Below are 13,749 nucleotides of genomic sequence, written 5' to 3'. Positions count from 1 at the left end.
TCAAGTATTAAAAAGTAACATTAAGACCGAATACATAAGAATGTGCTTTCGGATATGCAGAATAATCCACACCCGGAGTCAAAGGGGTAGAACGTTGTGTGCTCACTTCAGGATCCTGTCCGGAATAAGCTGTCCAGCAAAACAGGTTATTGGCCGTAGCATACACGCGCAGGTTCTTAACTCCTAGCTTACGAGTCACAGTAACCGGAAGCGTATACCCTAACGTCAGGTTACTACACCTCAAAAAAGAACCGTCTTCAATCGCCCAGTCCGTCACAAGCGTACGCCCCATCATAGGCATCCAGATAGAGGCTTTGGAATTGATTTCAATAAAGCGCTCCGGATTGGCATCATTACCATACATTACATTGGCACCCGTTTCCGGATCAATAATCGACCAACGGTTTTCCAAGCTCATAAAATCCCTGATATTATTATATTTACGATTCGTATGAGTAGATGCCATAATCTTATTGGCATTATATACTTTATTACCATATGACCAATTGAACATAGCTGCCAAGTCAAACCCTCTCCATGCAGCATTCAGTCCAAACCCGCCAATATGCTTTGGCTGCACACTGCCGATCACCTTACGGTCGTTATCTGCATCAATCACACCGTCATTATTCTGATCCTTCAGTTTGATAAAGCCCGGGCCAAAGTTAGGCAGATCGTTAGAGAACAAAGCCCTGTCGTCTACTACCCCTTTATTCAGTACCCATTTTTTCGTATTCTCATCAAACGTAAAGTCGTCTACAGAATAAAAGCCCTCTACTTCAAAACCGTAAATCTGTCCTACCGCCTGACCTACAATGGCACGGAAATCATCAGAGCCGATATCCGGTCGCCAGTTGGATTGTGCGCTCAATACGCTCGCCGTTCCATCCAGTTTATTCACTATATTTTTATTGAATGATATATTGAAGTTAGCGCCCAGATAGAAATCTTTACTATTGATAATCGTTCCGCTAAGCGTAAGTTCAACTCCCCTGTTCGTACTGCGGCCTACATTCTGATACTGATATTCATATCCCGAATTTGAAGGAAGATCCATGCGTAAGATCAAATCTTTCGTTATATCATTATAGAGGTCAACTGTCACATTCAAACGGCTATTAAAGAGGCTGGCGTCTATTCCCACATTAGAAGATAACTTCGTTTCCCAAGTCAGATTCTCGTTCCGCAAGGTGTTCTGCAATTTCAGGGCACTCTGCACTGTTTCATTCAGATAATATTGTTTATTGGCGGAGGATTCCATTTTATAATCCTGTCTCCAGTAGGAATTGACACGCGCATTACCAACTGATCCGTAACTCACACGAAGTTTCAGATTATCCAACCAGTCTTCCGTCTGCTTCATAAATTTTTCCTGGGAAACGCGCCATGCCAATGCCATACCCGGGAAAAAGCCCCAACGGTTTTCAGGAGCAAACACATTCGTTCCGTCGGCACGGGCTGTAAAAGTGAACATATACCGGTCTTTGAAAGCATAGTTTAAACGACCGAAGTAAGATGCCGTACGGGAAGGTTCGCCGATAGTGGTATACGTAGGTTGGGATTCTCCATAATTCCACATAGCCAACACTTCGCTCGCCGTAAAATCCATAGGATAATATTTGGATGAGGCAATCATCTGATTTCTGTAATTACTCACCATTTCATGTCCGGCCATCAGATCAAGACGGTGATTCTTTTTCAGAGAGAACCGGTAACTCAATATGTTCTGCAAGTTCCATCGTGCACCTTTCTCATCCGTACGTTTGGCTACGGGCTGACCGGCATTGGAGCTCGACTCTCCGGTTTTCTTTAACCAGACATTATCGGTATAATTATAAGTGTATGCGTAACTACCTTTCAGCTGATAAGTCAATCCTTTAACAATTTCCCAGTTAAAGCCGGCATTATAAGTCATAGAAAACTGGTTTTGCTTCTTATACTCATTCACCGTATTATATACAGGATCATTCAATGATGATAACAATGCATCATCCGAGTAATCAATTTCACCCCCCAAAGCATCTCCCGCATCTATACTTGCAAGGCTGTTGATTGGCGAGAAAAGAACGGCATCTCTCAATTTACCTCCATTGGTACCCGCACCGTCAATCACCATTCTAGTCAAACGGCTGGAAAACTCAAACTTCAATTTGTTACTCAACTTTTTATCCATCTTCACACTCAAGTTATCCCTCACATAATTGGAGTTGAGCATAATGTACTTCTCATCATCCCGCGTATAACTCAAATTATAACGCAATGTGGCATCCGTTCCTCCTGTTATACCAACGTTATAGCTTTGTTTGAATCCGGTGTTTCCATATACTTTATCCTGCCAGTTCGTGCCTTCTACCGAACGATAAATATTGCGGTCGTCCCAACGTCCATACATCGAATTAATGCTACTGGTCAGAGAGGTGCCCGGATCAAGTTCTTTCTGATAACAGTAGTATTCGTAAGGTGAAAGTACCCCCGTCAGATTATACACATTACTGACACCCCAGTGAGCATTGAATGAGATTTCTGTTTTTCCCGCCTTACCGCTTTTTGTAGTAACAAGAATAACGCCGTTCGCACCTTTAGCTCCATAGATGGCGGTAGAAGAAGCATCTTTCAAAACATCAATGCTTTGAATATCACCGGGAGGAATATCATTGATATTACTCACCTGAAAACCGTCAACAATATATAACGGTGAATTGTCCTGGGTAATAGAACCACCACCACGTACTGTAATCTGGATTGTTGCATCGGGCGATCCATCAGTAGCCACTACATTCACACCTGCCAGTTTTCCTGTAATAGCCGCAGCCGCAGAAGTTATCGGAATATCCTTCAAAACCTTCTCACTCACTGAAGAAATCGCACCGGTCAAATCTCCGCGGCGTGAGGTTCCGTACCCTACCACTACCACTTCGTCCAAAGTCTGATTGTCTTCTTCCAACACAACTTTCAGATGTTTGCCCGGTTTCACAGTCGCAACAACTGATTTCATTCCTACAAAACTAATTTCCAACTTTGTTGCATCTTCGGGAACAGACAAAGTGAAATTTCCATCCAAGTCGGTAATTGTACCGACGGAGGACTTTTTCAACACCTTCACACTAGCACCAATAATAGCATCGCCGTTGGTATCCACCACTGTTCCTTTCACAGATACCTTCTGTGCATATACTGTTGTCGCCGTTATAAAGCACAAGAGCAAGCAACATATATACGCGAAGCATCTTCGCAAAAATAAATGTCTTTGTACATCCATAGTATTATCTTGATTAATTTGTTTCATTTTTGATGTTACAAAAGTCACACTTTTACAGCTGTTTTCCACTCATTATTTATGCAAAAGCGTGGACTTTTTATATAGAATGCCTTATTTTACTGTAATAATTATCACTTCTCCTTCGCGTGTATCCACATCATACAAATAAGTATCACGTAATGCCACTCCTTTTAAAGGCGCTTTCTCACTAATCATCGGACGTGAGATTTGCTGTACTTTAAATAATGCGTTCGGATTCGCTTCTTCTTCCTTCTTCTGTTTCAACGATGCTCCTTCAGCAGCCAATTTCCAGTAAGAGCGCAGACGCAGATTGCCTCCAATTTCCGAACGTAACACAGCTTTTACCAGCTTACCGTCCTTCCAGGTCAATTCATCAATCAAAAAACCTCCTCGGGCACGCAACCCTTTCACTGTCCCGCTCTTCCATTCCGAAGGCAACGAAGGCAACAGATGAATCGCACCGTCATGACTTTGCACCAACATTTCGGCAATACCAGCCGTGCAACCAAAGTTCCCATCTATTTGGAAAGGTGGATGCGCGTCGAACAAATTAGGATACGTTCCGCCTCCCTGTCCTTTCTGTATTTCAGGACTGACATAAGTCAACTGATTCTTTATCAGCTGATAAGCATGATCCCCGTCAAGCATACGAGACCAAAAACAAACTTTCCATCCCATTGACCAACCGGTAGAAGGATCCCCCCGTTGTATCAATGTATTTTTTGCAGCTTCAAAGAGTACCGGAGAGCGATAAGGAGAAATCTGATAACCGGGATATAGCCCCCAAAGATGAGAGATGTGCCGGTGACGATCATTAGGATGATCCCAGTCTTCAAACCATTCCTGCAATTGTCCGTACTGCCCTACCTGCATCGGAGGCAACTGCCGGCGCATATTCTTCAATGTATCACAAAAATCGGTATCTGCGTTCAGCACTTTGGCAGCTTCGCATGTATTTGAAAATAAATCAAAAACCAACTGATTATCCATCGTAATTCCTGCAAAAAGATTACTTTTTTTCTTTATCCAGCGCGGAGAATTTTCGGGTGAATTGGAAGGAGTAACAACCAAATAACCTGTATTCGGGTCGCGTACCAAAAAGTCGACAAAGAACTCCGAAGCGCTTTTCATCATCGGATATGCTTCCTCCAAATATTTCTTATCACCGGAAAACAAATAACGGTCCCATAAATGCTGGCAAAGCCATGCGTTAGCCACAGGCCACGTTCCACAATAAGGACGGTCCACCGCACCCGTCATACGCCACAAATCCGTATTATGATGCAATACCCAGCCACGACAACCATACATCCGGCTCGCAGCTTCACGCCCATTCTCGCTTAATTCACGTACCATCTGGATGAATGGTTTATGAAGTTCGGCCAAGTTGGTGATTTCCGCCGGCCAGTAATTCATTTCAGCATTAATATTCGTTGTATAATTGCAGCTCCAGGGAGGTCCCGGGTTATGATTCCATTTGCCCTGCAAGTTGGCGGGCTGGCATCCGGGCTGTGAAGATGCAATTAATAAGTAACGTCCATACTGGAAATACAACGCTATCAATGCCGGATCATAGGATGAAGAAAACTCCTTGATACGTACATCCATCGGTTTATTAACCTGGGAAGTTTCACCCAAATCCAAAGTCACACGGTTGAATTGCTCCTGATAAGCAGCTATATGGGCAGCTTTCGCCTTATCATACTCCTTCTCCGCATTTTTCAGATAGGTTTTATTCCGCTGATACGGATCACCCGATATATCTTTATAATTGACGAAGTTTGTTGCCATCGAGATGTACAATGTAAGTTCGCTGGCGCCCTGAACACTAAGCAGCGTATCATTAGCCATTGTCACTTCTCCGCCTTTGTTTTTCACATCCAAGTCAGCGCAATAGTGCACCTTTCCCGGAAAATAACGACTGCCATGCGTAATACCTTCCAAACGCAACCCCTTCTTTCCATAGATACTACGCTTCGGATCTCTCATCGGTGTATTAAAAAACAGTTCGCAATTGATTGCTCCCGGTTTAGATGATTTGATATGCCTGATAACCAGCTGATCGGTAAATGATGCAAATGTTTCTTCAGTAAATTCCACTCCGTCTACTTTGTAGCGGGTCACAGTCATTGCATTGCTTATATCCAGGTCACGGTAGTAATTACTTACCTTTTTGTGGTCTTGATAACGGATATTCAGACGACCTACCGTCTGATAAGGCATTTCATTCCCCACTTGTGAAAGAATCTTCGTTGCCGCCATGTTCTGCGCTTCTTCGTATTTTCCTTCAAAAATCAACCGCCGCATTTCCGGCAAAGCCGCTTTCGCTTCTTCATTATAGTTTTGGTAGGGAGAGCCTGCCGACACTGTTTCTTCGTTCAACTGTATTTGTTCCAGTTGGGGATCACCGAACACCATTGCTGCAATCCGTCCATTACCAATCGGAAGCGCTTCTTCCCAATAAGAAGCGGGTTTATCATACCATATTTTATACCTGTTTTGCCCTTCCACACTCCCCAACAGAGAAGAAAAAGCCAATATACAACTGAATACTTTGCTTATCGTTTTCATATTTTAAAGTTTTTAATTGTCATCATTCCTGCGAAGGTTCACTCAAAGACCCGTACTCGCTGACAGCCTTCACCTGATACGTCTTTCCTGTCTCAATATTACAAGACGTTTCTTTGGTTATTTGTACTGTTTCATCATTTGCAATCACCAAATAACAAATCGCATATTTCGAAGCATCCCAACTTAATACTCCGTTTTCTCTTTTCAGATTTTCCGGTGCGGAAACTTGTTCCATATATTTCTTCGGGTCCCAATTATCGCCCTCGCGAACAACGTTTTCGTATGTATACCGCGCCGCCTCACCTGCCGAAAGAACAGCCTGACAAATGCCTGTCACCGGATTCTCTTGTTCATCCTGGTAAGTATATTGCGTTTTACGCTGGCTTAAATCGACTGTATTCCCTTCTTTATCTTTACTGTTATATTCAGCAAACATTTGAGGAATAGCTCCCATATCCGTCCATCCTTCCGGAGCTATTTTTATATTAAAGATGGTATTGAGATATACAGCTATCGGAGAATTATGCCAGGGACGTCCCAACTTGACTCTTTCTGTATCAGCCAATTCATTTCCATCCACTACGCAATTATTCATCACATATCCCCAGCGTGTTCCTACTTTATGAGAAGGAGCAACAATAATTGCGCCATCCCTCATATTATAAAAGGTGCAATGTTCGAGGAAGCAATTCCCGTTTCCATAGAAGTAATCAACGGCTCCTTCAATCCAGCAATTCTGTGCATACAGTCTGCCGTTATCCGATTTAGGTCCGGTCTGCCAGGTATCTTGGTACGAGAGGAATTTGCAATTATTGAATGAGTTGCGGTCATTCTGGGTATACATTGCCAATGCCATAGGACCTTTCTGCAATTCTTTGCCATATCCGTTTACAAAAGATATATTCTCTGCGTAAAAATCCGTAGCTTTCACTGATACCATAGCGGCTTCCGTTTTTCCTAAGTTCTTATAAGAGTACTTCCACACATCCGGATCAGTCGCACTGGCTTCGGTTGAGCTGTTAATCCGTAACTTGACAATTGTCTTATCCACATCCTGTCCGATGAGATGAATATACGGTTTGTCTTCAGGAATGATAATTTGTTCTTCATACGTTCCGTTCATCACGAAAATGAGCCAGGGTTCCGTTCTTTTCGAGGGGACATTATCTACTGCTTTCTGTATACTGGTATAATTTCCCTTTCCGTCAGGACTGACCACCGCATCAAATATGCGTGCTTCCGGTTGAGGACGTTCTCTGATTGTAAACTGAATACTGACACCTTCGAATACATTTCCCTGAAAGTCTATGACTGCACCTTTGGGGAGGCTGAACTGACAGGCCTGATTATAGTCCAAAGCAGTATAAGCGTAAGACGCTGTTTTACCTTTGAAAGTCAACTCCACTTCCTCGCCATTAAAATTCGCTTTCCCTTCTCCCGCTTTCACATACTCGTTAAAAGTAAGCAGAATCGTATTGTTTTCTTCTGCCGTTTCACCATTTGCAGGAGTAACAGACACCAAAGAAGGGGCTTCATGGTCGGGAACAAAAAAGTTATTGCTACTTTCCTTGCAACTTGTTGCCAGCAAAGCTGATAACAACAATAGTCCTTGGGACATCTTTGAAAATAAATGTGCTTTCATAAATTATTTGTTATATTCTTAATGATAGATTCTTATTCCATTATTATTTGGTCGTCCTGCCTTGAGCAGTTACTATTTCACGTTACAAAAGTATACGGAACAACATGAATACTTTCTCACTATTTGTTTGTTTGCGTGGACTTTTTTAATATCATTCAAAAGTTGCGGACTTTTTGTGCAATCTGGTGCACTATCTATGCAACCAGTTGTCTATCAAATTCTATCCGCTTACATTTGTATCAGTATCACTATCATCACACTTTATAAAAAATCAGGTAAGATATGAAAAACAACAAGGTAAAATTCATTTTCGTGGCACTACTGTTTGCCACACAAGTAGAAGCGTTCTCCTCCTGTTCCACATCTTCAGTCAATGAAGATAATAAAGAACAGGAGACTCCACCGGATTCTCCCTCCGTATCTCCACCAGTGGAAGAAACAGCATATGCCTTTCCCGGAGCTGAAGGAGGAGGAATGAACACTACAGGAGGAAGAGGTGGAAAGGTATATATTGTCAGATCCCTGGAAGACTCCAAAGCACCGGGTACCCTCCGGTATGCCATCGAACAAAAGGAGCCTCGTATAATTGTCTTCTGTATATCCGGCACCATTTATCTAAAATCGACACTGGACATTCGGAACGGTGATGTCACGATAGCCGGACAGACAGCTCCCGGAGACGGTATCTGCCTGGCTCACTTTCCAGTAAATGTATCGGCCGATAATGTAATTCTACGATACCTGCGTTTCCGTATGGGAGATACGGATTTGCTGGGCTCTTCGGCTTCCGACGGTGCAGATGCTCTGGGAGGACGCCAGAAAAACAATATCATGATTGACCATTGTTCCATCAGTTGGAGCACTGACGAATGTGCTTCATTCTATGATAATACTAACTTTACTATGCAATGGTGTATTATTTCAGAAAGTCTCCGCTTATCGGGACATACCAAAGGCCCTCATGGATATGGCGGTATTTGGGGAGGAGTCAACGCTTCCTATCATCATAATCTGATGGCCCACCATGACAGTCGCACACCACGTTTCGGTTCCGGAGTAAAATATCAAGGTCAGGAACGTACTGATATGCGTAATAATGTTATTTATAACTGGAGCGGTAACGGATGTTATGGCGGCGCAGCAATGGGTATTAACATTGTGGACAACTACTACAAACCCGGACCCGCTACGGATGCCAAAGTGGCCAACCGTGTGATGGCTATCGACATCAGCTCTTCTGATGGAGATTTTGCACCGATCAAAGGGGTATTGGGACAGTATCATATCAGCCGGAATTACTTCGAGGCAGGAAACCAACTGACAGAAGCATCCGCCGCAAAAGTGAACAAAGACAACTGGACTGGTATCCGTAACAACACCGGTCACTCTCTCGATGAACTGAAACGGGATACTCCGGTAGAAGTAGATGCGGTAACTACCCACACGGCACAAAAAGCTTACGAACTGGTGTTGAAATATGCGGGTTGCAGTCTCAAACGAGATGATATAGATACTCGTATCGTTGAAGAGACACGCACAGGAACGGCACAATTCATCGGAAAGAACGAACACAACGGATTAGGAGATGCCCCCTGCCCGAACGGTCCTTGTGAACATTGCGACAAAGGTATCATCCATTGGAAAAGTCAGAATTATCCTAAGGGCGGACTTATCGATAGTCAGAAAGACCTAAAGCCTTCCGGAGCTGGTAGCAACTGGAGCGCATGGCCAACATTAAAATCATTGCCACAAGTTACCGATTCTGACAATGACGGCATGCCTGACGAATGGGAAACCGCCAACGGATTGAACCCAAACAAATATGATGCAAACGGAAGAAATCTAAGTACTGCCTATGATAATATAGAGGTTTATATCAATAGCCTTGTAGAAACAATAACAAATACGCAAAATAAGAAATGAATGATGTGAGGGAAAACAACTCTTATTAACGCAAAAAACTGGTCAATTAATACAAATCCTGATTCAATGAATCATTTGTATACTATATATGAAACAATATTGCACCTCTATGTTGCTTTTCTCTCTTATCTTTGTCGCAGTAAAAACAAAAACACACTATAAAGATCATGATTACAAGTAGAAAGATTTCTCAAGTCAAAGTTTTTGCTGGTAGTCCTTGGGAGGTAGCCAGCGTAAAGAGTTTGTTGAATGCAGCTTATATTCAAGTGTCAACGAAAGACAATGGTTTAAACAGTATTTTGATTTCTGTTCCTTGCGAATACTATACTGCGGCCATGCGTGTAATTAATAACAGAAAAGTTTCATAGGTTTTAGGTTTACATATAAATTGGAGGGTTCTTATTGTCAGCAGGAGTTTTGGCTGGATAATACGGTGACTAGCAACTCATTGCACCCTGACAATAAGCTATGACAATAGGCTGACAATAAAAAGATCGTACTTTTATTGTCAGCCTGTTATTTAATAGATTAAATTCACAGCAGAATTATAGAATTCGTTTCAATCTCCTGCATATCTTTCTGATCCAGCAGTTGCTACAAATAGCATTGTCCGACATAGAATTCTTCTCGAAGGAGCGCAGTCTTTCGTATTGTTCCTCCACCATTTTCCATAAACCGTCCAGTCGCGAACTTTGTCCTCTAATTGCCATTAATTCCTGATCCCGCATATTCAAGAGTGAAGCATACAATCTGCTGGTTTTGTTTTTTTCCATGCAAAGTTGCTCTAACTCATCGATATATTCAGACGTAATTCCCAGCTTAGTCCGTTTTATGAATTGCTGGATACTATCATCATCTATGGAAACTGTATCGTTCTCATAAGACACTGTGATTTTTTTCATTTCCACCCAGAGCCAGATATACTCTTTTTCGAGTCGGTATTTCTCGGCTGCCGCTTCTATGCTAATCCATTGTGACATAGTGTTTGTTTTTAATTTGTTATACAACAAGGAATAAATAGTGCTCTGTTGATGTTGATTCAACAAACATTCGCGCTTTTTGTATTCCGGGCGGACAGGAGATTGGGGTTGGGGATTTATAAGGATCATGAAACCAACCGGGTACAATAAAAGCGTGAATGCTGTTGAATCATTATCCACCTCTGAGGCCTAGCAAAACCTTTCCAAAAGATAATGATAACAACAGACATCCACGCTAATCGTTTATATATAACACATCTTTCATCGATATGTTGACATACGACCGTTCACGTGGAATATCTGTTGAATCACCCCTCTTTGGAAAAGAAACTTGCTAGATTTCAGAGGAGGGGGATAATGCAATAATATTCCTATTTCAAAATAAATAACGCTTCTTACCTGTTTCACCACACTGGTGAACAGAAAGCGTATGACAAAGATATGCTTTTTTTTCGAAACAAAGTGGAAATACGGAAATAAATACAGGAAGTTTTGTATTGAAAGAGAGGAAGTTCAATATTAGCAAAGAGCGTATAAAAAATATAAACTCGCTACGAAGCGAATGTCGCCCCCGTTAAATGAATGCTGCGCATCTGGTATCTTTCACTAAAGAAGCAGGTATTGTCCTGCTAAAGTAAAAGTATTGTTCAGCTAAGGCAGCAGTATTGTTCAGCTAAAGTGCCGGTATCTTCACCTTCCCACGGCCGTGGTGACTTCTTTCCACAGCCGTGACGAATTCCTACCACGGCCGTGGGAAGATCTCGTCACGGCCGTGGCGAACTACCAATACCGGTAAGTTAACGTAAGAATAACGGTGTCTTTATGCAACAATACACAGTGGCGAGCATATCTTTACTTACTTGTTAATGTTTCAAGTCCGCCTTCTTGAATAGAGTATAACAAGAAAACACATTCTTTATCGCGATAAAGCGCAAATAGTTTGTTTTACAAGTACCTTATCCGTACCTTTGAAACCAATAACAAACACTTACTCTCATTAAATATCAAGAGAAGAAAAATGAAGATTACACAAATCAGGGAAAACGGAGATACGGAGGCACTAAGCGTGACAGACATCGACCTGCTGATAGAAAAAATGAAAAAAGAAACCAAGCTCCGCCCGGTAACCGGATTACGTCAGGCCCTGCATTTTGTTCTACCCGACGAGCCTTGTTCCCTCGCCAACAAACTACCACGAGTGATTCCCGCAGCAGCCTTCGGACGAGTGAACGGAGTGAAGCGAATGAAAACCTACAATGGCATTGTAGAACTGACCATCGGTCCGCTAGCCGGAAAGACAGAAGTGGAAATCGTAAAACAAAAGGCAGCCGAACTTCCCCAAACAATGCTGGCTTTTATGGGTGCAAGTGGTAAAAGCGTCAAGATATGGACTTGCTTCACCCGTCCGGACGGTACTTTACCGCAAACAACGGAAGAAGCCGAAGTGTTTCAGGCACATGCTTACCGGCTTGCCATTAAATGTTATCAGCCTCAACTTCCCTTCAACATTCTATTGAAAGAGCCGAAACTGGAACAATTCTCACGTCTTAGTTATGATCCGGACTTGATTTACCGCCCCACTCCTGTACCTTTCTATCTTTCACAACCCATCGGTATGCCCGGTGAGATGACTTATCATGAGAAATCGAGCACTGAAGCATCTCCACTGAATCGAGCACTGCCGGGGTATGACACGGAAGATACAGTAGCATTGCTTTATGAAGCAGCATTGCGAAAGACATTCGAAGAAATGGAAACAGACTGGCATCGGAACGATCATGATTTGCAAACTTTAGTAGTCCCGCTTGCCGAAAATTGTTACTACTCCGGCATCCCGGAAGAGGAGGTAACCCGACGAACCATCATGCGTTATTACAAAAGAAAAAATCCGATGCTGATACGCGAAATGATAAGAAACGTATACAAAGAATGTAAGGGAGTGCCCAAAAGCAACGGTCTGACTAAAGAGCAACGTCTTAGCCTGCAAATGGACGAATTTATGAATCGTCGTTATGAGTTCCGTTATAATACGCAGATCGGGGAAGTGGAATACCGGGAGCGTTTCTCGTTTCAGTTTTATTTTCATTCCATCGACAAACGGGCACAAAACAGTATCATGCTTGATGCCCAATCCGAAGGTATTGGCGTATGGGACAGGGACATAGACCGATACTTACATTCCAACCGTGTGCCGATCTACAATCCGTTGGAAGAATTCCTGTTTCATTTGCCTCATTGGGACGGCAAAGACCGTATTCATGCTTTGGCAAACAGGGTTCCTTGCAAAAATCCGCATTGGGAATTGCTATTCCACCGTTGGTTCCTGAATATGGTTTCACATTGGAGAGGAGTAGATAAAATGCACGCAAACAATACGTCGCCCATATTAGTGGGCCGACAAGGAACTCATAAATCAACTTTCTGCCGTGAAATGATTCCGCCTGCGCTTCGCGCTTACTATACAGACAGCATTGATTTCAGCCATAAACGGGATGCAGAACTATATCTGAATCGGTTTGCGCTCATCAACATCGATGAGTTTGACCAGATAACGCTGCCACAACAGGGATTTCTGAAACATATTCTTCAAAAGCCTGTGGTCAATCTACGAAAACCGCACGGTCGCTCGGTACTTGAATTGCAACGGTATGCTTCATTTATCGGTACAAGCAATCAGAAGGATTTGCTGACTGATCCTTCGGGAAGCCGTCGTTTCATTTGTATTGAAGTGACGGGAAACATCGACACTACACAGCCGATAGATTATGAACAGCTTTATGCACAAGCCATGCACGAGATTTATCATGGCGAACGCTACTGGTTTGACAGTGAGGATGAGCAGATTATGACGGAAAACAACCGTGAGTTTGAGCAGACACCGGCTATGTTGCAATTGTTTTACCAGTATTTCAAGACTGCACAAACGAAAGAGGAAGGGGAATTTCTTACTCCGGTTGAAATATTGAATTATCTGAAGAAGAAAAGCGGTATGTCATTGTCTGATAACAAAGTATACCACTTCGGGAGATTGCTGCAAAAATGCGGTATTCCTTCGAAGCATACTTATAAAGGTACTGTTTATCAGGTAATAAAGCTATCATAAGAGATAAAAGCAAGGCTGACAATAAAAGTCTGGATATTTTATTGTCAGCCTATTATCAATGGTTATTGTCAGGTGATAGAACGTTGATATTCATTCACTTGAATGTATTCCTGACAGTATGACAATAAAACAGGTACAAATCATTATGAGATTCAAATTTCCAGGATACTTGTCTTCCACCTTTCTGTTGAGCTATTAAGTTTTTCTAAATAGTTGTATTTGCATCCAACTCTCCATGTAACCAATAGAG

At 42.5% G+C, this 13,749-nt stretch carries 7 protein-coding genes; 3 read left to right on the top strand and 4 right to left on the bottom strand.

Annotated elements, in window-relative coordinates; all coding sequences use genetic code 11:
* Nucleotides 1-7: 7 nt before the first annotated feature.
* The 3 genes from HMPREF9009_RS06820 to HMPREF9009_RS06810 all read right to left on the bottom strand — a co-directional run bounded on the left by HMPREF9009_RS06820 (nucleotide 8) and on the right by HMPREF9009_RS06810 (nucleotide 7,493).
* Nucleotides 8-3,259, bottom strand: coding sequence for a SusC/RagA family TonB-linked outer membrane protein (locus HMPREF9009_RS06820; RefSeq protein WP_049702288.1), 3,252 nt, complete (start codon nucleotides 3,257-3,259; stop codon nucleotides 8-10).
* A gap of 111 nt (nucleotides 3,260-3,370) precedes the next feature.
* Nucleotides 3,371-5,851, bottom strand: coding sequence for a glycoside hydrolase family 95 protein (locus tag HMPREF9009_RS06815; protein ID WP_049701772.1), 2,481 nt, complete (start codon nucleotides 5,849-5,851; stop codon nucleotides 3,371-3,373).
* Between the two features lie 22 nt (nucleotides 5,852-5,873).
* Nucleotides 5,874-7,493, bottom strand: coding sequence for a pectinesterase family protein (locus HMPREF9009_RS06810; protein WP_049701771.1), 1,620 nt, complete (start codon nucleotides 7,491-7,493; stop codon nucleotides 5,874-5,876).
* Nucleotides 7,494-7,775: 282 nt separating this feature from the next.
* Between HMPREF9009_RS06810 and HMPREF9009_RS06805 the strand changes: the two genes are divergently transcribed.
* Nucleotides 7,776-9,416: a pectate lyase gene (locus HMPREF9009_RS06805; RefSeq protein WP_049701770.1), complete on the top strand. Its 1,641-nt coding sequence runs from the start codon at nucleotides 7,776-7,778 to the stop codon at nucleotides 9,414-9,416.
* A gap of 167 nt (nucleotides 9,417-9,583) precedes the next feature.
* Nucleotides 9,584-9,784 carry a DUF2007-related protein gene (locus HMPREF9009_RS06800; RefSeq protein WP_004299812.1) on the top strand — a complete coding sequence of 67 codons (201 nt, stop codon included), beginning with the start codon at nucleotides 9,584-9,586 and terminating at the stop codon, nucleotides 9,782-9,784.
* Between the two features lie 177 nt (nucleotides 9,785-9,961).
* Here the strand turns inward: HMPREF9009_RS06800 and HMPREF9009_RS06795 are convergent, their stop codons facing one another.
* Nucleotides 9,962-10,396: a hypothetical protein gene (locus HMPREF9009_RS06795; RefSeq protein WP_004305010.1), complete on the bottom strand. Its 435-nt coding sequence runs from the start codon at nucleotides 10,394-10,396 to the stop codon at nucleotides 9,962-9,964.
* A gap of 1,018 nt (nucleotides 10,397-11,414) precedes the next feature.
* On the opposite strand from HMPREF9009_RS06795, the gene HMPREF9009_RS06790 reads away from it, so the two are divergent.
* Complete coding sequence (locus HMPREF9009_RS06790; RefSeq protein WP_049701769.1) at nucleotides 11,415-13,499, top strand: BT4734/BF3469 family protein; 2,085 nt, start codon at nucleotides 11,415-11,417, stop codon at nucleotides 13,497-13,499.
* The last annotated feature ends 250 nt before the right edge of the window (nucleotides 13,500-13,749 follow it).

The organism is Bacteroides sp. 3_1_13, from assembly GCF_001185845.1.
Lineage (GTDB): Bacteria > Bacteroidota > Bacteroidia > Bacteroidales > Bacteroidaceae > Bacteroides > Bacteroides xylanisolvens.
This window is presented reverse-complemented; position numbering and strand designations above follow the sequence as displayed.